Annotated in this window: 17 protein-coding genes and 1 other annotated feature; of the genes, 1 reads left to right on the top strand and 16 read right to left on the bottom strand. The window is 48.4% G+C overall.

Features of this window, described 5'->3' with window-relative positions:
* Positions 1-135: 135 nt before the first annotated feature.
* The 11 genes from rpoC to rpmG form a co-directional block, all read right to left on the bottom strand.
* Positions 136-3813, bottom strand: coding sequence for a DNA-directed RNA polymerase subunit beta' (gene rpoC, locus RHOM_RS01000; RefSeq protein ID WP_014078418.1), 3678 nt, complete (start codon positions 3811-3813; stop codon positions 136-138).
* Positions 3814-3832: 19 nt separating this feature from the next.
* Complete coding sequence (rpoB, locus tag RHOM_RS00995; protein WP_044024574.1) at positions 3833-7693, bottom strand: DNA-directed RNA polymerase subunit beta; 3861 nt, start codon at positions 7691-7693, stop codon at positions 3833-3835.
* Positions 7694-7974: 281 nt separating this feature from the next.
* Entirely contained in the window at positions 7975-8751 is a 777-nt protein-coding gene (locus RHOM_RS00990) for a flagellin (RefSeq protein WP_014078416.1), read from the bottom strand.
* Between the two features lie 78 nt (positions 8752-8829).
* On the bottom strand, positions 8830-9906 hold the full coding sequence (locus RHOM_RS00985) for an HD-GYP domain-containing protein (protein WP_014078415.1): 1077 nt from the start codon (positions 9904-9906) through the stop codon (positions 8830-8832).
* Between the two features lie 222 nt (positions 9907-10128).
* Complete coding sequence (rplL, locus tag RHOM_RS00980; RefSeq protein ID WP_014078414.1) at positions 10129-10506, bottom strand: 50S ribosomal protein L7/L12; 378 nt, start codon at positions 10504-10506, stop codon at positions 10129-10131.
* A 95-nt stretch (positions 10507-10601) separates the two neighbouring features.
* Complete coding sequence (gene rplJ, locus RHOM_RS00975) at positions 10602-11162, bottom strand: 50S ribosomal protein L10 (protein WP_014078413.1); 561 nt, start codon at positions 11160-11162, stop codon at positions 10602-10604.
* Between the two features lie 44 nt (positions 11163-11206).
* Positions 11207-11348 (bottom strand) — a sequence feature (ribosomal protein L10 leader region).
* A gap of 136 nt (positions 11349-11484) precedes the next feature.
* Positions 11485-12180, bottom strand: coding sequence for a 50S ribosomal protein L1 (gene rplA / locus RHOM_RS00970; RefSeq protein ID WP_014078412.1), 696 nt, complete (start codon positions 12178-12180; stop codon positions 11485-11487).
* A gap of 101 nt (positions 12181-12281) precedes the next feature.
* Entirely contained in the window at positions 12282-12707 is a 426-nt protein-coding gene (gene rplK / locus RHOM_RS00965; RefSeq protein WP_014078411.1) for a 50S ribosomal protein L11, read from the bottom strand.
* Positions 12708-12753: 46 nt separating this feature from the next.
* Positions 12754-13272, bottom strand: a complete 519-nt coding sequence (gene nusG, locus RHOM_RS00960; RefSeq protein WP_014078410.1) for a transcription termination/antitermination protein NusG — start codon at positions 13270-13272, stop codon at positions 12754-12756.
* 18 nt (positions 13273-13290) lie between these two features.
* Positions 13291-13503 carry a preprotein translocase subunit SecE gene (gene secE / locus RHOM_RS00955; protein WP_014078409.1) on the bottom strand — a complete coding sequence of 71 codons (213 nt, stop codon included), beginning with the start codon at positions 13501-13503 and terminating at the stop codon, positions 13291-13293.
* Positions 13504-13527: 24 nt separating this feature from the next.
* The gene (rpmG, locus tag RHOM_RS16695) at positions 13528-13677 is read right to left on the bottom strand and encodes a 50S ribosomal protein L33 (protein ID WP_007885763.1); all 150 of its coding nucleotides are present in this window, start codon (positions 13675-13677) and stop codon (positions 13528-13530) included.
* 432 nt (positions 13678-14109) lie between these two features.
* On the opposite strand from rpmG, the gene fliD reads away from it, so the two are divergent.
* Complete coding sequence (fliD, locus tag RHOM_RS00950) at positions 14110-15411, top strand: flagellar filament capping protein FliD (protein ID WP_014078407.1); 1302 nt, start codon at positions 14110-14112, stop codon at positions 15409-15411.
* A 665-nt stretch (positions 15412-16076) separates the two neighbouring features.
* On the opposite strand, the gene RHOM_RS00945 is transcribed toward fliD, so the two are convergent.
* The 5 genes from RHOM_RS00945 to RHOM_RS00930 form a co-directional block, all read right to left on the bottom strand.
* Positions 16077-17282 (bottom strand): CgeB family protein, encoded by a 1206-nt coding sequence (locus RHOM_RS00945; protein ID WP_014078406.1) that lies wholly within the window; start codon positions 17280-17282, stop codon positions 16077-16079.
* Positions 17283-17412: 130 nt separating this feature from the next.
* Complete coding sequence (locus RHOM_RS00940; protein ID WP_014078405.1) at positions 17413-18648, bottom strand: glycosyltransferase family protein; 1236 nt, start codon at positions 18646-18648, stop codon at positions 17413-17415.
* 12 nt (positions 18649-18660) lie between these two features.
* Entirely contained in the window at positions 18661-20529 is a 1869-nt protein-coding gene (locus RHOM_RS00935; RefSeq protein WP_014078404.1) for an AAA family ATPase, read from the bottom strand.
* Positions 20530-20783: 254 nt separating this feature from the next.
* Complete coding sequence (locus tag RHOM_RS17535; RefSeq protein WP_207635403.1) at positions 20784-20960, bottom strand: hypothetical protein; 177 nt, start codon at positions 20958-20960, stop codon at positions 20784-20786.
* 83 nt (positions 20961-21043) lie between these two features.
* A complete protein-coding gene (locus RHOM_RS00930) occupies positions 21044-21370 on the bottom strand; it encodes an MmcQ/YjbR family DNA-binding protein (protein ID WP_014078402.1) in 327 nt (108 codons plus the stop codon).
* Between the last annotated feature and the right edge of the window lie 3 nt (positions 21371-21373).

Raw genomic sequence — 21373 nt, 5'->3', positions numbered from 1 at the left:
TTTATGAAACTCTAAATTATACCTTATCTATTTTATCGACATCTTTTCACGGTTCTTTAACATCTTTTCAAAAAAAACGAGGCAGCCATACATTATCTGGCCGCCCCATTCTGTAATGCAGATATAATCTGCGCTTTATTCTTCTGTATCCTCGGACTCTTCCGGCGCATTCTCCTCTAATGTGTAATTCTCATCTGCCACATCAGTGTCATCAAAATCGTCGAAATCATCGAATGCAATCTCCTCGTTCTCATCAATATCCGAGCTCAGCTTGATATTGCGGTATCTCTTCATACCGGTACCAGCCGGGATCAGCTTACCAATGATAACGTTCTCCTTCATACCAATGAGCGGATCAACCTTACCCTTGATGGCAGCTTCCGTCAGAACCTTTGTGGTCTCCTGGAAGGATGCTGCTGACAGGAAGGAGTTGGTTGCAAGAGAAGCCTTTGTGATACCAAGCAGTACCTGCTTGCCTTCTGCAAGCTCCTTGCCCTCTTTCTCCAGAAGCTCATTTGTATCCTCGAAGTCAAGCGTATCTACTAATGTTCCCGGGAGCATATCGGAATCTCCGTTTGTCTCCACACGGACTTTCTGCAGCATCTGGCGCACGATCACCTCGATATGCTTATCGTTGATCTCAACACCCTGCAGACGGTATACACGCTGTACTTCGCGAAGCATGTAATCCTGAACGGCACGCACACCCTTGATCTTTAAGATATCATGCGGGTTGACAGAACCTTCTGTCAGCTCGTCGCCGGCCTCTAAGACTGCACCGTCCATAACCTTGATTCTGGAACCGTAAGGAATCAGATATGCCTTGCTCTCTCCAGTCTCATTGTTCGTCACAACGATCTCACGCTTCTTCTTGGTATCTTTGATATTGGCAACACCGCTGAACTCGGTAATGATCGCAAGTCCCTTCGGCTTTCTTGCCTCAAAAATTTCCTCGACACGCGGAAGACCCTGTGTAATATCGGTACCGGCAACACCACCCGTATGGAACGTACGCATGGTAAGCTGTGTACCAGGCTCACCGATGGACTGTGCCGCGATGATACCGATTGCCTCACCAACCTGTACTGCCTGGCCGGTTGCCATGTTGGCACCGTAGCACTTCGCACACACACCCATGTGGGAACGGCAGGATAATACAGTACGGATCTTCACCTTTGTAAGCGGTTCTCCGTTCTCATCCACACCCTTGCTCATAACAAGCGCTGCGCGCTTCGGTGTAATCATATGATTTGCCTTCACGAGGACATTGCCCTCGGCATCGCAGATGGTATTGCAGGAGAAACGTCCTGTAATACGCTCCTGAAGGCTCTCGATCTCTTCCTTGCCATCCATGAATGCAGTTACCCACATACCAGGGATCTCTCTGCCTGTTCCCTCACAGCAGTCAGACTCACGAACGATCATATGCTGTGATACATCTACCAGACGTCTGGTCAGGTATCCGGAATCGGCGGTACGAAGGGCGGTATCGGACATACCTTTTCGCGCTCCATGCGCAGACATGAAGTATTCCAGTACGTCAAGACCTTCACGGAAGTTGGACTTGATTGGCAGCTCGATTGTTCTACCGGTTGTATCTGCCATAAGTCCTCGCATACCAGCAAGCTGTTTGATCTGCTTATCGGAACCACGGGCTCCGGAATCCGCCATCATGAAGATGTTGTTGTACTTATCCAGTCCGGAGAGAAGTGCATGTGTCAGCTGCTCATCCGTCTCTTTCCATGTCTCTACGACTTCCTTGTAACGCTCTTCCTCTGTGATAAGACCACGCTTATACTGCTTTGTAATGCGGTCTACGGTATCCTGGGCGTCCTTGATCATCTGTGGCTTTTCCGGCGGCTCGGTCATATCGGAAATGGATACGGTCATTGCCGCCCTGGTGGAGTATTTGTAACCCATCGCCTTAACAGCATCCAGCACCTCGGCAGTTCTGGTTGCGCCGTGAATATTGATGACTTTCTCAAGGATCTGCTTATTCTGCTTCTTTGCTACGAGGAAATCGACCTCGAGCTTTAATTCATTGCCCGGAATGCTTCTGTCTACAAAGCCCAGATCCTGCGGGATAATCTCGTTGAAGATGAAACGTCCCAGCGTGGACTCTACGATTCCGGTAATCTTTTTTCCATCCGGCATGGTCTTGCTCATGCGGACTTTGATTCTGGAGTGAAGTGTTACCGCGCCATTCTCATAGGCGAGGATTGCTTCGTTGACACTCTTGAAGAATTTGCCTTCTCCCTTTGCGCCTGGTCTCTCCTGTGTCAGGTAGTAAATACCAAGCACCATATCCTGTGAAGGAACGGCTACCAGTCCACCGTCAGACGGCTTTAACAGGTTGTTCGGAGAGAGCAGCATGAAACGGCACTCTGCCTGCGCTTCCACAGAAAGCGGAAGATGAACAGCCATCTGGTCACCATCGAAATCGGCGTTGAACGCGGTACACACAAGCGGATGAAGCTTGATTGCCTTACCCTCTACGAGGATCGGCTCGAATGCCTGAATACCGAGACGGTGCAGTGTAGGAGCACGGTTCAGCATAACCGGATGCTCTTTGATGACGTCCTCGAGCACATCCCAGACCTCAGTCTGAAGTCTCTCGACCATCTTCTTCGCACTCTTGATATTATGAGCGGTTCCGTTTGCAACGAGCTCCTTCATAACGAACGGCTTGAACAGCTCGATTGCCATTTCCTTCGGAAGACCGCACTGGTAAATCTTTAACTTCGGCTCTACGCAGATAACGGAACGTCCGGAATAGTCAACACGCTTACCAAGCAGGTTCTGACGGAAACGTCCGGACTTACCTTTTAACATGTCAGACAGAGACTTGAGTGCTCTGTTACCCGGTCCTGTAACAGGACGTCCGCGGCGGCCGTTATCGATCAGGGCATCTACAGCCTCCTGAAGCATACGCTTCTCGTTGCGGACGATGATATCCGGTGCGCCAAGCTCTAAGAGTCTTCTCAGACGGTTGTTACGGTTGATGATTCTTCTGTACAGATCATTTAAGTCGGATGTTGCAAAACGTCCGCCATCCAGCTGTACCATCGGGCGCAGATCTGGCGGAATGACCGGGATGACCGTGAGGATCATCCACTCCGGCTTGTTGCCGGACTCGCGGAATGCTTCTACAACTTCCAGTCTCTTGATGATGCGCGCGCGCTTCTGACCGGTTGCGTCTGCAAGCTCTGCCTGAAGCTCTGCGGAATCCTTCTCAAGATCGATCGCGTGTAACAGTTCCTGGATTGCCTCGGCACCCATTCCGACACGGAACGCATTGCCGTACTGCTCTCTGGCTTCCTGATATTCGCTCTCGGAAAGCACCTGCTTATACTGTAATGCCGTGTTACCGGCATCCAGTACAATGTATGATGCAAAATATAATACCTTCTCAAGAGTTCTCGGTGAGAGGTCAAGAATCAGTCCCATGCGGGACGGAATTCCCTTAAAGTACCAGATATGGGAAACCGGAGCTGCAAGCTCGATATGTCCCATACGCTCTCTACGAACGCTTGCTTTTGTAATCTCAACGCCGCATCGGTCACATACCACACCTTTGTAGCGGATCTTCTTGTATTTACCACAGTGGCATTCCCAGTCCTTGCTCGGTCCGAAAATCTTTTCACAGAACAGACCATCCTTCTCAGGCTTTAATGTTCTGTAGTTGATCGTCTCAGGCTTCTTAACCTCGCCTCTGGACCACTCATGAATCTTCTCCGGTGATGCCAAACCGATCTTAATGGCATCGAAAGAGATAGACTGGCCTGTTGCCTCTTTATTCATTGTCTCTGGCATTTATGACACTCCCTTCTATCTATTCTTCGTCAAGAACGTCGTCTGATGACTCATCAAAAAACTCAGAATCGTCTTCATCCTCTTCCTCATCTTCTACGTCTACCAGTTCCTCGTTCTCTGTATCAAACTGCTTCTGGGAGAATCCCATCTTTGCAAAGGACTCGCTGTCTTCAAATGCAAAATCCTTATCGCCGGAAATGATAGAATTCAAATCGGTATTACCGTACTCACTGGTCTCCATGAGTTCTACTTCGTTGCGGTTCTCATCGAGCACTTTGACATCCAGTCCGAGGGACTGCAGCTCTTTTAAGAGAACCTTGAAGGACTCCGGAATACCCGGCTCAGGGATATTATCACCCTTGATGATCGCCTCGTAAGTCTTCACACGTCCGACCACGTCATCGGACTTCACTGTCAGAATCTCCTGTAAGGTATAAGATGCACCGTAAGCCTCGAGTGCCCATACCTCCATCTCTCCGAAACGCTGTCCACCGAACTGTGCCTTACCACCTAACGGCTGCTGCGTTACTAAGGAGTAAGGACCGGTAGAACGTGCATGGATCTTATCGTCTACCAGGTGATGCAGCTTCAGGTAATGCATGTGTCCGATTGTAACCGGTGAATCAAACGGCTCTCCGGTACGTCCGTCACGAAGCTGTACCTTTCCGTCACGGGAAATCGGCACGCCCTTCCACAGTGCCCTGTGTGCGCGGTTGTCATACAGGTACTTCATGACTTCCTCGTTCAGTGTGTCTTTATATTTTGCTTCAAAGTCTTCCCACTCGAAGTTGACGTAATCATTGGCAAGCTCCAGCGTATCCTGGATATCAATCTCCTTCGCACCGTCGAATACCGGTGTCTCGATGTTGAAGCCAAGTGCCTTCGCAGCAAGGCTTAAGTGAATCTCGAGGACCTGACCGATGTTCATACGGGACGGCACACCCAACGGGTTCAGCACGATGTCAAGCGGGCGGCCATTCGGAAGGAACGGCATATCCTCTACCGGAAGTACACGGGAAACGACACCCTTGTTACCGTGACGACCTGCCATCTTATCACCGACGGAGATCTTTCTCTTCTGTGCAATGTAAATGCGGACTGCCTGATTCACGCCCGGAGACAGCTCGTCGCCGTTCTCTCTTGTGAATACCTTTGCATCCACGATGATACCGTACTCGCCGTGCGGCACCTTCAAGGAAGTGTCACGCACTTCTCTTGCCTTCTCGCCGAAGATTGCGCGGAGCAGCCTCTCCTCGGCTGTCAGCTCAGTCTCTCCCTTCGGAGTTACCTTTCCGACTAAGATATCACCGGCGCGAACCTCCGCACCGATACGGATAATACCTCTCTCATCGAGATCCTTCAACGCGTCGTCGCCGACACCCGGAACATCTCTCGTGATCTCTTCCGGTCCGAGCTTCGTGTCACGCGCTTCTGCTTCATACTCCTCAATATGGATAGATGTATAAACATCATCCTGTACCAGACGCTCGCTCAAAAGAACGGCATCCTCGTAGTTGTAACCTTCCCAGGTCATGAATCCGATCAGCGGGTTCTTACCGAGTGCCAGCTCACCGTTTGCGGTGGAAGGACCATCTGCGATCACTTCGCCAACCTCCACGCGGTCGCCCTTAAACACGATCGGCTTCTGGTTGTAGCAGTTGGACTGGTTACTTCTGGAGAACTTCGTCAGCTTGTATATATCTCTGCCGCCCTCGTCATTCTTGATGATGATCTGGTTGGACTCAGAGCTCTCAACAACACCGGCTTTTTTCGCCACAACACACACACCGGAGTCTACCGCTGCCTTCGTCTCCATACCGGTACCGACTACCGGCGCCTCTGTGGTCAGAAGCGGCACTGCCTGACGCTGCATGTTGGATCCCATGAGTGCACGGTTTGCATCGTCGTTCTGCAGGAACGGAATGGATGCGGTAGCGACGGAAAACACCATCTTCGGGGAGACGTCCATGTAATCAAACATGGTCTTCTCATATTCCTGTGTCTCATCCAGATAACGACCGGATACGGAATTACGGACGAAATGTCCTTCCTCATCCAGCGCCTCATTCGCCTGTGCTACATGGTAGTTATCCTCTTCGTCTGCGGTCATGTAGACAACTTCGTCTGTGACACGCGGATTCTTAGGATCGGATTTATCGATCTTACGGTACGGAGCCTCAATAAATCCGTACTCGTTGATTCTTGCATAGCTTGCCAGAGAGTTGATCAGACCGATGTTCGGTCCCTCAGGCGTCTCGATCGGGCACATTCTTCCATAGTGGGAGTAATGTACATCTCGCACCTCGAATCCTGCACGGTCTCTGGACAGACCGCCCGGTCCCAATGCGGAAAGACGTCTCTTGTGTGTCAGCTCTGACAGCGGGTTGTTCTGATCCATAAACTGGGACAGCTGGGAAGATCCGAAGAACTCTTTTACAGCTGCGGTTACCGGCTTAATGTTGATCAGGCTCTGCGGGGAAATACCGTCCAGATCCAGGGTGGTCATTCTCTCACGAACCACTCTCTCCAGTCTGGAAAGACCGATACGGTACTGGTTCTGTAACAGTTCTCCGACCGCACGGATACGTCTATTGCCCAGATGATCGATATCGTCATCATGACCAATGCCGTACTCTAAATGCATGTTATAGTTGATGGACGCAAAAATATCATCCTTGGTGATATGCTTCGGAATCAGGTCATGCACATTCTTGTGAATGGCCTCTTTTAAATCCTCCACGTCCGGATATTCATCCATGAGCTGCTTTAATACCGGATAGTACACGAGCTCTGTGATGCCGAGATCCTTCGGGTTGCAGTCCACATAATGTCTCAGATCTACCATCATGGAAGACAGCACCTTGATATTTCTGGTCTCGCCCTGAATCCATACATACGGAACAGCCGCGTTCTGAATATCATCCGCCAGGGATCTTGTCACTTCGGTTCCTGCCTCGGCGATGATCTCACCTGTGGACACATCGACAACATCCTCTGCCAGAACATGTCCGTTGATACGGTTGCGCAACATTAACTTCTTATTAAACTTATAGCGTCCGACCTTTGCAAGATCATATCTTCTCGGGTCAAAAAACATAGCAGAAATAAGGCTCTCCGCACTCTCAACTGTCAGCGGCTCGCCTGGTCTGATTTTCTTATATAATTCCAGAAGTCCCTCTTCGTAGTTGGTTGCCACGTCCTTGCCGAAACTTGCAAGAATCTTCGGCTCCTCACCGAACAGGTCTACGATCTCCTGGTTGCTTCCGACGCCAAGTGCACGGATCAATACCGTGATCGGCACCTTTCTGGTTCTATCTACACGGACATAAAATACGTCATTGGAGTCTGTCTCATACTCTAACCACGCACCACGGTTAGGGATGACAGTACAGGAATACAGCTTTTTACCCACTTTATCGTGAGCGATTCCATAGTAGATACCCGGGGAACGCACCAGCTGGCTGACGATAACACGCTCTGCGCCGTTGATCACGAAAGTACCGGTCTCTGTCATCAAAGGAAGGTCGCCCATGAAAATCTCATGCTCATTGATCTCGTCAGTCTCCTTGTTGTGAAGTCTGACCTTGACCTTCAAAGGTGCCGCATAAGTTGCATCTCTTTCTTTGCACTCCGGAATTGTGTACTTTACATCGTCCTCACACAACGTAAAATCTACAAACTCCAGGCTCAGATGACCGCTGTAATCAGCGATTGGAGAGATATCATCGAAAACTTCTTTCAGGCCCTCGCTTAAGAACCACTGATAGGAGTCTTTCTGGACTTCTATCAGATTCGGCATTTCCAATACCTCTTTCTGTCTCGAGTAACTCATACGTATGCCCTTTCCAGCTTTCACTGGACGTATTCTGTTTTTCTCCATTGACGTTTCACCTCTCGTTTTTATTTACACTAAGCTGCCCCAAAAGTGGCAGCAACTGTCTCAATCCACCGTAACCACAAGATACGGTATAGGCACATCCGGCGGCATACAACGCGAAAAGCGCGCAATAAGCCCAATGCACCACAATAGTGCAACGTATATGATAGCACAATAGCAAGTGCCGCGTCAAGGATTTTTTAAAATATTTATTTCTTCTCCGTGAGTACGCAAAAAACGACGAAGGAAAGCTCTAAAGCCTTCGCTCCGCCGTTCGCCACCGCTTATGAGACAAGAAAATTTGCCGCCGCGCGGGTTCTCTGTTCCATCTGTTTTTTCTGCATAAAAAATGCATATTGCTGCAGGGTCTGCTTCTTTTTCTGTTCGGATACCGCCTGTCCGTAATCCAGATCCTCGAGCCGGCTTTTTCCTGCCGTTACATTCAGCCTGGTGTTGGTACTGTAGCGGTATGCATACTCCAGTGCATTGCTCTGTGCGCCCATACCGCTGCGCCCTGCACTCACTCTGGCAAGTGCATCATCCACCTGCGTCAGATCAAAATCTTTCGTCACATCAAAATCCGCAATCCCAAGTGCCTGTAATGTGGCATCTGCAGTCGTAATCTTCATTCCGTTGCCGGTGGCATCCGTCATGATATTGTACTTCTGCGACGTGCCATCCAGAAGCGGCTTCGTGTTAAAGCTTGTCTGTTTTGCAATATCTGAAATGCCCTGCTTATACTGCTCGATCTGCGCCTGAATACTTGTCCGCTCCGCATCTGTGATCGTCACCGTATTGGACGCCCGAACACCAAGTTCACGGATCTTCTGAAGATAATCCGTAATCCCGCTCATTGCGCCATCCGCCACATTCAGCATATCTTTTGCCGCGCCAATGTTGTTCTCCCCGACCTTATAGCTTCTGGTCTGCGTCTCCTGCTTCTGGATGATCGCAAGCTCCGCCGCACCGTCTGCCGCCCGGTTCACTTTTTTGCCGCTTGCAAATTTCCCGTAATCTGCATAAGATGTGCTGCTTCGCTGCATCGAAGTAATACCGTTCATAAAAGCCTCCTTTCTGTTCTCAAGTTCCGCTGCTCTTCCTGTCCGCCTTTTCTATTTTCTTTATAACACACAATACCGCTACTCTTCAAGTATCTCCTGAATGTAATACCGGCTTTGTTTTGCGAGATCGACAAAAGTGTCCCCCACCTGCACAAGCGGACATGACAGCTTATATTTGTTAATCATGACCACTCTTCCCATCCTGCCATCATTCAGGATCACGTTGCGCTGGATCATCGTCTCGGCAATCCGCTTCAGAAATGTCATCAGATAGTTGGCGTCCAGACGGTTATACCCCTCATCCTCCATCTTCTTGATCGCTTCAAATGCCGAGATGCCCGCTTTATCTCCCTGACGCATCGTAAGGGCATCGTAAGTATCTGCCACCGCAAGAATTCTGGAAATCCAGTTGATGTTATCCCCCATTACCTGCAGTGGGAACCCGCTTCCATTCACGCGCTCGTGGTGCGTCAGAACCGCCTGTTTAATCCGCTGGTCTATGTTCATCTTCTTAATAAGGTTGTATCCGCTCACGACATGTTTCTCATATCGTTCCGTCTCGTATTCTTGCAGAAATTCCGTCTGTTCCTGCCCGTCCTTCCAGAGTTCAAGAAATCCAATGTCATGAAGCAGCCCCGCCGCCATGACCTCCTCCATCTCCGCCTCGGCGCATCCGCTCCACCGTGCAAGAAGCTGTCCAAAAAGCGCCACGTTAATGGTATGTGCGTACAGACCTGACTGCTGTTTTTTCATATGAAGCAGCATGTCCGCAAGATCTGTATCATCATCTGCTTTTTTCAGCAGTCCGTTCAGCGGCTCCAGCAGCATGGAAATGTTCACATCCTTACTCCGGTATACAATATCTTTCAGTTCTTCCGAAATCGACTGTTCGGCAACCGAGAACTCTGCCTGGAACTCTTTCAGATGCTGTTCCTTCGCCGGCGCACTCTGTTCCTGCTGTTCCGGGCGTTCTTTCCTGCCCGTCGGATATTCCACCATCACACTGTCCACAAAATGTCTGGTCAGCAGCGCGACGACGTCCTTCGTGACGACCGCTCCGTCCGGCACAATCACCGCCCCTGTCTTTGAAAACACATCCTCTTTTATCATCATTCCCTCCCGCAGGCGGTTGACCGACATCCTCAAACACGGCATGGTATCTTCTCCTCTTTCCCGTACTTTCATCCTCTGGAAAAGTACTATTTTCCTATAAAGTCTGTTAGTACTATCATATACCAAGTATTTTCTTTTGGGAAGTAGGGAATTTATTTTCCCGTAGCGGCTGTCGCCGCGCATAAGCAAAAACGGCGCGACCGCCGGGAATAAATTCCCGTAGTCACGCCGTTTCCGCTTATATGCTTCTCGTAGCTTACGCGATTATTTTAAAGTAACCTTTGCGCCCTCAGCCTCAAGTTTAGCCTTGATGTCGTCAGCGGTTGCCTTGTCAGCAGCCTCTTTGAGAACCTTAGGAGCTCCATCAACGAGATCCTTAGCTTCCTTTAAGCCTAAGCCAGTTGCCTCACGAACAACCTTGATAACCTTAACCTTGTTCGGGCCAACCTCTGTTAACTCAACGTCGAACTCAGTCTTCTCTTCTGCTGCTGCGCCGTCACCAGCACCTGCTGCTGCAACTACAACGCCTGCTGCTGCAGATACGCCGAACTCTTCCTCGCAAGCCTTTACTAAGTCGTTTAACTCTAATACGCTTAACTCTTTGATAGCATCAATAAATTCTGCTGTTGTCATCTTTGCCATGATTATTTTCCTCCATTTAATATTGAGATTGTATCACGATGATACGTTTTCTGCCTGCAGATCCCTGCGGCTTTTTTCACTACATTCGATCCGGATTATTCTGCCGGAGTCTCTGCTGCTTCTGCTGCAGGAGCTTCCTCTGCCGGAGCAGCCTCTACTGCCGCGTCAGCTGCACCGCCCTTTTCTGCGATCTGATTAAGAACGCGGGCAAGATTGGTAATCGGAGACTGTAAGCTTCCAAGTAACTTGGAAAGAAGAACTTCTCTTGACGGAATCGAAGAGATTGCCTTCATGCCTGCCTCGTCATAGAAGTTACCCTCAACTACGCCTGCTTTTACTTCAAGAGCCGGAGCTTTCTTAGCGAAATCTGCTAATACTCTTGCCGGAGCTGTTGCGTCTGTCGTAGAAATTGCGAATGCATTCGGTCCCTCAAGAACGTCTCTTAAGCTCTCGAACTGTGTTCCCTCTACGGCACGGCTTACTAATGTGTTCTTATATACTTTATAAGTAACACCAGCTTCTCTTAATGCTTTACGTAACTGAGTATCCTCTGCAACGGTAAGTCCGCGGTAATCAACGACTACAACAGACTGCGCATCTTTGATGTTTTCAGAAATTTCCTGTACGATAGGCTGTTTTAATTCTACCTTTGCCACGAATCGTGCACCTCCTTTTTAGATTTTACGCATATAACAAATCCGAAAGGATATAAAAATCCCTCTCTGCCTGGACAGAGAGGGATCAGAATCTCATTCTCAATGATTGCTCATGAAAGTCCCTCGGCAGGCTCTATGATTACGCCTTGCGGCACCTGCTGTCTTCGGCCATTATATGCAATCCACAGATGTGGATCTGCCACTGCTGTGGCATCTGTCTCATGTGAGACGACTGCATCCGTACGGACGCACCGCGTTACAACGCTTCTGCATTATAACACTGTATATTGCGGCTGTCAACACTTTTCGCCAACAACACAAACTAGTTTGTGATCTTGGTTACGTTTAACTTAACGCCAGGTCCCATGGTAGATGTAAGAGTTGCGCTCTTTACATACTGACCTTTTAAGCTGGACGGTTTCGCTTTGTTGATAGCACCCATAAGGGTCTGGAAGTTGTCGCTTAACTGCTCCTCAGTGAAAGAAGCTTTTCCTACTGGCACGTGGATAATGTTGGTCTTGTCCAATCTGTACTCAATCTTACCAGCTTTGATGTCGTTGATAGCCTTGGTAACATCCATTGTAACAGTTCCAGCCTTCGGGTTCGGCATTAAGCCCTTCGGTCCAAGTACACGACCGAGACGTCCAACAACGCCCATCATGTCAGGTGTAGCAACGATCACATCAAAGTCTAACCAACCCTCGTTCTGGATCTTCGGAACTAACTCCTCGCCTCCAACGTAGTCAGCGCCTGCTGCCTGTGCCTCATCTAACTTTACGCCCTTTGCGAATACTAAAACTTTTACAGTCTTACCTGTTCCGTGCGGCAGTACAACTGCGCCACGGATCTGCTGCTCTGCATGACGTCCATCACAACCGGTCTTAATATGAAGCTCGATTGTCTCATCAAACTTCGCTGTAGCGTTCTTTTTTACTAAGCTGATTGCCTCAGCAACATCGTACTGATTCGCCTTGTCAAAAGACTTTACAGCGTCCTGATATTTCTTTCCTCTTTTCATGAATATAAACCTCCTGGTGGTAGTATCGGGAGAGGACCCTCCCACTATATCGTTCCATAAGAACACCGCCGGTGCTCTCTGATGCATTACACTCTCGTGTCTTACTGCTCTACGTTAACGCCCATACTTCTTGCAGTTCCTGCGATCATGCTCATAGCTGCCTCTAAGGATGCTGCGTTTAAGTCTGGCATCTTTAACTCTGCGATCTCCTGTAATTTTGCCTTGGAGAGAGTTGCAACCTTATCCTTGTTCGGTGTGGAAGAACCGGACTTGATGTTGCAAGCCTTCTTGATCAGTACCGGAGCAGGCGGAGTCTTTGTAACGAAGCTGAAGCTTCTGTCTGCGTATACAGTGATTACTACAGGGATGATTAAATCGCCCTGATCCGCTGTTCTGGCGTTGAACTGCTTTGTAAACTCAACAATGTTCACACCGTGCTGTCCAAGTGCAGGTCCGACTGGAGGAGCTGGTGTAGCCTTGCCAGCAGGAATCTGCAATTTGATATATCCTTCTACTTTCTTTGCCATTGGAATTGCCTCCTTAATTCATTCTTTCCTGATTAGGATTGCTCGCTTAATTTGCAAGCTTTACATCTGCGAAACTTATTTCTACCGGCGTTTCGCGGCCGAAAAGCTCAACATTGATGGTCACGCTCTGCTTGCCAGGATTCATCGCCTGAATCACGCCGATGGTATCTTTCCAGACTCCTCCGGTGACAACTACGGTGTCTCCCTCAGCAAAATCAACCTCAATGTTCTCTGTCTTGATCCCAAGCGGTCTCATTTCCATATCGGTAAGCGGTACCGGCTTCGATCCCGGACCAACAAATCCGGTAACACCACGGGTATTTCTGACAACGTACCAAGTGTCATCATTCATAACCATATTGATAAGCACGTATCCCGGAAACATCTTCTTTGATACGGATTTCTTTGCGCCGTTCTTCAGCTCAACGACCTCCTGCATCGGTACGCGGACCTCTAAGATCTGGTCTTCCAGATGCCGGTTCTCAATTGTCTTGTCAATGTTCGCTTTTACCTTATTCTCATATCCTGAGTAGGTATGAACTACATACCAGTGTGCCTCTGCCATAAATCACCTATGCCTCCATTAAAAACTTAAACCAACAAGGAAATCAACGCCATACTGAATCACAAAATCCAGAAGCGCGATCACAAGACCCATTACTACGGAAACAGCAACAACGGCTGCTGTCTGTCTTGCAAGTGATTTGTTGTCCGGCCAAATGATCTTTTTGAATTCAGCCGACAGGCCGCTAAAAAAGCTCTCTTTCTGAGCAGCTTTGTTCTCGGTTTCTCCCATTTTCTCACTCCTTTGCCCAAAAGCCTATTTGGTTTCCTTGTGTAATGTATGAGTCTTGCAGAATCTACAATACTTCTTGGTTTCCATTCTGTCCGGATGAGCTTTCTTGTCCTTTGTCGTGTTGTAATTACGATTCTTACACTCAGTACATGCCAATGTTATTTTCGTGCGCACAACTTCCACCTCCATTAAAATTCTTTGTGCTTTTCTTATGTCTTTTGTTCCCTGCGACCGGGCTTAGGTTCCCCTCAGGAAAGGAGTCCTAAAAAAAGGCATAAAAAAAAAAGACCTACTTCCATCGCTAGTCTAATATATCACAATCAATATGGAGCGTCAACCACTTTTTTAAACTCGTGCAACAAATTTATTTTAGCACTACATATAGTGTGCCGCAAGTCTTTTTTCTGATTTTACAAATCTATCGCGTAATTTTTATTTTTACTGTAAATATTTTATATCTATTTACCGATAAAAATTATTAGAAGTATATCTATTGTACATTCAAAAATACAGTTTCATTATATATAAGTAGGAAGCAATATAAACGGATTTATATCCCTGCATATGCGAAGGCATATGATTTCATGGAAGAAAGGAGGGATTCCAATGGCAGTCATCGACAGTGCCTATCAGTATTACCTGAGCACTTATGCCGGTTCCGGCACGTCTCGCTACGACACGCACAAAAAAAGCCAGCTGCGCGCCGTATACAATAATATTGTCAAAGTTAATAAAGATTCCCCCCTTTACAAAATCAATTTTACCAGGGATACCGGCCGTTTTGCCATCGACATCAAGGAGCAGGCCCGCTCGATCGAGAATTTTATCGCGGCGCTTTCAAACAATGCTCCGGACGACAATGCGGAACACGCTTTTTCCCGGAAAATTGCGCAGTCTTCTGATGAGGACGCTGTGAGTGTGCAGTACATCGGCTCGAACATGGACGCGGACAACTCCAAGCAGTTCGATGTGACGGTAGAACGTCTCGCCACACCGCAGGTCAACCGCGGCGTCTATCTTGCCCCGGGCGCAAGCGACTTTGTGCCGGGCAATTACAGCTTCGACTTGAATACCAATCTGAGTTCTTATGAATTCCAGTACACAATCAGCGGCAGGGACACCAACGAGACCGTGCAGCGCAAGATCATGCGGCTGATCAACAATGCCAATATCGGCTTAAACGCCACACTGGTCTCCAACGACCGCGGACAGAATGCGCTTTCCATCACGTCGCAGCAGACCGGTCTCAGCGATAACGAGCAGTACCTGTTTGAGATTATGCCGGCGCCGGACAGCGGTTCCATACGTGCCATGCGCACGCTTGGCATCAATGATATCACGGAAATGCCGGTCAATTCGCTCTTTTTGTTAAACGGTACCGAACATTCGTCACTGTCCAACACATTTACCGTCAACAACGCTTTTGAACTGACGCTGAAAGCCCCCAGTGCTGGCGGGGAAACCGCAACGATCGGCTTCAAAGCGGATACGGATGCGATCGCAGACAATGTGCAGTCGCTGGTCAACGTCTACAACAACATGATACAGCTCGGTCACAATTACCACGGCAGTCAGGAGTCCGGCAAGCTTCTCCACGATATGGAGAGCGTTGCAAAGTCCTATTTCAACGAGTTGGAATCCATCGGGCTAAATCTGCAGCAGGACGGATCGATCCATATTGACAAGAGCCTGTTGACCGACGCCGTTTCCGCACCAGACGCGCGCGAAAGTTTTCATACCCTGAATAATTTCAAAAACGGTCTTCAACGCAAAGCCACCCAGGCTTCCATCGACCCGATCAGCTATGTCAGCAAAGTCCTGATTGCCTACAAGAATCCGGGGCACAATTTTGCGGCGGCTTATCACTCTTCGGTGTATTCCGGTCTGATGCTTGATACCTATTGTTAAAAGGAATTGCCGCAATACGCATAGACTGCTTTGGGGTGATAATTATTATTACAGAAATACCAGAGAACAAAAAAGTTCCAGAATAAACAGACGGCGGGAAATTCTTTGAAGAAAAATTCACGTATTTCTTCCTTGCCGTGGCTGGCATCCCATTCCGTGTCTTGGCCACGTTTGGACACTCACGGAGTGTGTCCGACAAGCCACAGACAATGAGCGGACTTTCTGGTGTCCCTAATGGCACCTCTTCACAGACAATATAAAACCGCGCGAACCGAAACTCGTTGCCATCTGCTATTAAAAATATGGCAGATGGCAACTCAAACATCGGCTTCGCGCGGTTATGTTTTGTTCGACATAAAGATGGCATTTATGCCATCTGTTGTCTGGTGCCGCAAGGGACACACACAAAAGTCCTAAAATTGTCTGCTGGCTTGCGCACACAGTCCGTGGAGTGCTCCAAACTTGGAAAGACACGGATCATCACGGATGCCAGCTGCGGCATGGTTAGAAATACCGGATTTTGCGATCAGAATTTGCCGCCGCATGGTTATCTGGAACTTTTAAGTATCTGTTTCTTATAATATTACTTATCAGCCCAAAGCACGATATGCTTATTGCGGCAGTTCCTTTTAATTAGCGCGGTCCGGCAGTGCGCCGCCACCTATTTATTTTGCGTCTTCACCTGCAACCGTATCCAGAATGGTGTGGATTCTTTCTATATAAGAGTGCTTCTCCCGCACCTTGTGGTACCCGTTCCATGCAATCCGCTTACGCTCCTCCTCGTGTTCCAGATAGTACCCCACTTTCTCACACAGGTCTTCCAGACCATCAAAGCAGACGAGGTCTTCCCCCTCCTTGAAATAGTACGGAATCTCTGCCTGGTAGTTCGTCAGAAGAAAGCCCCCGCAGCCAAGTACATCCCAGATGCGCAGCGGAATGCCGCTCTTGATGTTCGGTATCGTAAAATTCAGATTGATCTTCGACATGCGGAAGACCTTCGGCATCTCACTCCAGTAGTCCACTGACCCGCAATACTGAATCCGCAGCAGATCACTGACATCGCTGTTGCTGTAAACATTGACCCTGTAATGCTTTGACAGCTCAATCAGCGCTCTTCTCCGCTCGATCTCTGCAATCTTGAATCCAAGCACGGTCGTCTGGAAAATCAGCCCCAGATCCGAAAAAGATCCCTCGGATTTTTCCAGCTGAAAATATTCCTGCAGCTGTTCGAGAATGTTCGTGGTCAGCATCGGCTCCACGATATTTGCTCCGCTGATGTTAAGCTGCGCCTCCATAACAGCGTCAAAATATCCCCTTAAATACTCCGGCAGCCTGTTTTTGATCTTGTCATAGGAATTGCGTTCATAAAGGCTTCCCACAAACGCCACATCTCCGCGGTATTTCCGCATCTCCGAATCCTGTGTGGCATTCCGTCTTTCCGGTTTTTCCGGCGCCCCGAGCAGCGCATCCATCCGCTCCGTATCTACCGCCAGCGGGAGATACCAGATATGTTTTACGCCCATCCCGCGGAACTCCAGGTAATTCGTCTTATCAAACGTAAAAATGTAATTGCAGGCGTGGAACACCGATTCATGGTACATACTGATCAGCGGATTGTCGCATGTCCAGGAAACATATTTCACGCCTGTGCGCTCACATACATTCGAGATCAATGGGAAATAGTTCACCGTAAATACCATATCATAATGCGTCCCCCGGATCTTCTCCTCGATCACCCGCTCAAATTCAGGACTTACGTCATAGCTTCCGAGTTCCTGTTCGATATTGTCCACCGTATGTCCAAGCAGCAAAAAAGTCTGCTCAATGTCTCTGTAATTATATGCTTTCCATCGGTACATCAATATGTGCATAGCTGTCCATTCCTCTATCCTATATATTGCCTTCTTTGCAGTACTGCGCGCAGAGACTTACCGCCTTTGTTCGCCTTACCGCGCGCAGAAGCTTACATTTACCGCTCCCATCTTCGCCCATGTGCATTCGTCAGGTCAGAAAGCACTCCTTCAGATACTCCGCACGGCTTTTCCACGTATGACCGTCTCTCGCCGCAGCATATCCACAATCTGCAATCTCCTGTGCCCGCTCCAGATGTCCAAACAGATCAAACACCCTCTCCGGCAGTGTTCCAAGCTCCTGCCGCCGGAACATCACAAGTTCCCTGCCATCGGTAAATTCGCGGCGCAGATAGGTAGAATCGTCGGTTACCACCACCGCTTTCGCCAGCATTCCATTAAAAATCCGATCGTGCGCTCCTGCCTTAAACCAGGTCATCGTGTTCAACACAATTTTGGCATCGTTCATAGACGGAAGGATCTCCGGCGCAAGAACTTTTCCACGGTAATCAAGATACGGGCTGCCGCTCCACTCGCACTGATCCCATCCCGTACCGTACGCCGTGACCCGGATTCCGTTTTCCACCAGAATACGCACCGCCTGCTCCCTGAAAAACGAAGTGGCGTAGGAGTCGATAAAACGCATCTGCACAATGATCTCCTGCACGCGCTTGTCCGGGATATCGCTTCGCCGGTCTTTAAGATACTCTTCAATGACTTCCTCCGTCGTCCGGTCCGGATGGTGCACCAATTCCGCCAGCACATCCCCCGCCATCAGCTGTCCGTCCACTTCCGGGATGGAAGACAGATCCGGTATCATTTTTGCCACCGTATAAATCGGAAGCGCTCCGGCATACAGAACGTCAATCCCTCTCTCCGCAAGCGGCTTGTGCCGGCTTCCCAGCTCCACTCCCGCATGCGGAAGAAAATCCACCTGATGGATATTTTTAAAATATCTGCGGATATATTTTACGTGATTCCGGTCTGTGCAGAGCACAACCGACGTCTCCGGCGCCAGGCGCAGCGGCTTCTCATAGTGAAACGGATGATCCATCAGAATGTTGAGATACGGGATGCCGTAATATTCCCAGACATTTCTGGTCCCACCCTTTTGTATACACGCATCGTTCTCCCGTACGCTCTGTGCCGGCGCAGGCACCTCCATATCCAGATTGTATCCCAGATTATTAAATGTCACACACGAAAATTCACGTTCCGGTGCTGTACTCTCCGCAAGCAGGGACAGCAGGGCATCCTTGCTCTGCGGCAGCCGCGCGTCATATACAAAGGACGCATAGTCCATCGTCTCAAAGGCTTCCCGCAATTTTCCGGTAAATAAATCAAGTGTGTCGTATACACCGATGAAATAGATAATGGTATGCTTCAAGATACTCTCCTTCTATGAGCCGATCAGAACCTTTTTCCCGTCAAATGCAAATCCATATTTTCTGATCCGCTCCCTCGCAATTCCGTCTGCCACAAGCTCTGTCTCATATTGTTTCTCTTCTATCTGCTGCAACGCCCTTGCAACGCACGCTTTCATATTCTCGTCTCTCTCCCGGTCAAAAACCTTAAATTCCATAATGTAAGAATTGCCGTTTTCTTCCCGCGCGCGGAGAATAATGTCATATCTTCCCAGACCACTCTCCCTGTTTGACCGTATTGAAAACTGATCTGATAAATCTGCCAGCAATCCAAGCACAAAGCCATAGTAAAAGCGCTCTGTCTCATCAATATTACCACGCCCTGTGCCTGTGTCAAAGTAACTGAAGGTGGATAGCGTGACCATATTCATATAGTAGTTCATCTCTTCTATATTATCATGCAGCAACGCTCTTCTGAAATCTCCATAGCCAGTATCCATATCGTTAAACCATTCCCGTATAATGCGTCGAAACATAATCTCCACTTCTTTGTTCGTCAGCATCAGCACATATTCCTGATCGTTCTTTTGGTTTACGCGTAGATACCCCGTCGCATATAGAAGGCTGAAAATAGCCGATTCCCGATACTCCAATTGTGCAAAGTCCAGTTGCTCGTCCATCTCCACATGTAACATCTCTCCTTCAAGAAGCTGTTCCATCGCCATCTTCATATTCTTTGAAGACTTTCGGATTAACGAGCTCACCAGTTTATTATTACTTGTATTCGCCCAATAAGTATCAAAGATCCCCTCTGCATCGATAAACTTTGTGATCGACCACGGATTATACATATCCCTGCGCTGTCCAAATGTAAATCCGTCATACCATTCTTTTACTTTTTCCCTGTAATCGAGCAGACCTACTCTGGCAAGTCCCACCTTTACCTCTTCTTCCGTAAAGCCAAATGCCGTCTCATATTTCGTACTCGTTTGTGTGACCACATCTATATTATTGAGGTCGGAGAAGATAGATTCCTTGCATATTCTGGTAATGCCCGTCAGCAATGCTCTCCCCAGCGATGGATTCGTTTTAAAGGAATTATTAAAAAAAGCCCCCACAAAAGAAACCATCTCATCCCAAAAGCTATTAAAGTAAGCTTCCTGAAGCGGAGTATCATATTCATCCAGTAAAATAATGGGCTTATGCCCATAATACACATAGAGCAAATCCGTCAGAAGCCGTACGGACTGCGCAGCCGTGGACGCATCCATGTCCCATGATATTCTGCCAAAATCCTGTCGTTCCCTTTCCGTGAACCGCGACATGTCAAGTATCCGCTCAAAGCGGCGATATACCTCTATAATACCATAATTTATCTGCCGAAGCACCGCCTCAAACGTTGTCCCCTTAACACCTGCAAATGACAGAAATATAACGGGGAAACGCCCTTGCAGCTTGTGATAGCTTTTCTCTTCCCAAACCTTCAACCCCTCAAATAAATCCGCACGATTTTCATAGAACACGGAAAAAAAGCAGTTCAGCATGCTCAGATTCAACGTCTTGCCAAAACGTCTGGGGCGTGTAATCAGCGTAGTCGTCTCGCCAGATTCCCACCACTGCCGAATAAAATCCGTCTTGTCTACATAAAACATCTGATCACGTCTTAACGCCTCAAAATCCTGAATGCCAACCGCAACGCTCTTCTTGCCTGTAATCCGAACGGTGTACGCTCTCATGCGCCGCAAACACTCCTCTTCTCCAGGACGTTCTACATCCACTGGAATCCACCAGCGGCTGCCTTCTTTGTATGCACCTTCAATCTGCCCGTTTGCGCACCAGTAATTTACCATACGCTTCGTGACAGACCATTCTGTAGCTTTCTGTCTGGATGTCATATATTGCATTGCATGCCCTCCCCTAACTGCCCCAATTATAAGCCCGTGGGTGGGAAATTGCAACGTCATTTCCCAGTTACTTCCCAGTTATTTCCTTATATGTTCTTATCCTTATATCACATGCAAGGATTTAATGTAGGCTTCCACCCCGGATCTGTTATGTAAATTATAAACCCGATCTATCTGTCCAAAATATTCACGAATAAAATGGCAGGGTTCCCGTTGTCCCTGCCATCTTCTTTTAAGCATTTTCGATATCGCTATCATCCTTTCCGCAGCACCAGAGTCAATAACTCTTTCACAACCTCCGATGTACCTGCTCCCAGAATAGCCTGAAGTGCTGCTTTTCCTACGCTCTGCATATAAGCCTTTAAACCGGATAAAATCCCCACTGCCAGTAATGCCAGTCCCATTACACTTAACGCCTCGATCCCTGTCAAACATAGTAGAAATCCAACTGTAGCCTCAAATACAACTCTATTTGCATCCCCTCATATATCCAGGCACGAGCACGACACTACCCTTACCTAACCAGATCGTAGCTTTCCGCTATCATCCGCTTTACATCTCCATCCGGCACACTGCCGTCAAGGATGACCGTATTCCAGTGCTTTTTGTTCTGATGATAACCCGGAATGACTGCTTCGTACGCTTTCCGCCAGAAATCAATCCACTCCGGATCTGCCTTGACATTAATCCGCATCTGTCCCTGATATTCATAAGTCCAGAGAAATGCCCGCTTATTTTTCCGGGAACGCACCAGCACCCAGTTTGGATCGTGAAACGGTGTATCCACATAGACATCCGGAAATGACATTCCGTATTCCAATGCTTCTTCTCTCGTTGTCATAGC

The sequence above is a fragment of the Roseburia hominis A2-183 genome (assembly GCF_000225345.1).
GTDB classification, from domain to species: domain Bacteria; phylum Bacillota; class Clostridia; order Lachnospirales; family Lachnospiraceae; genus Roseburia; species Roseburia hominis.
Note: the sequence above shows the minus strand (reverse complement) of the source record. Positions and strands in the feature narration are given on the sequence as shown.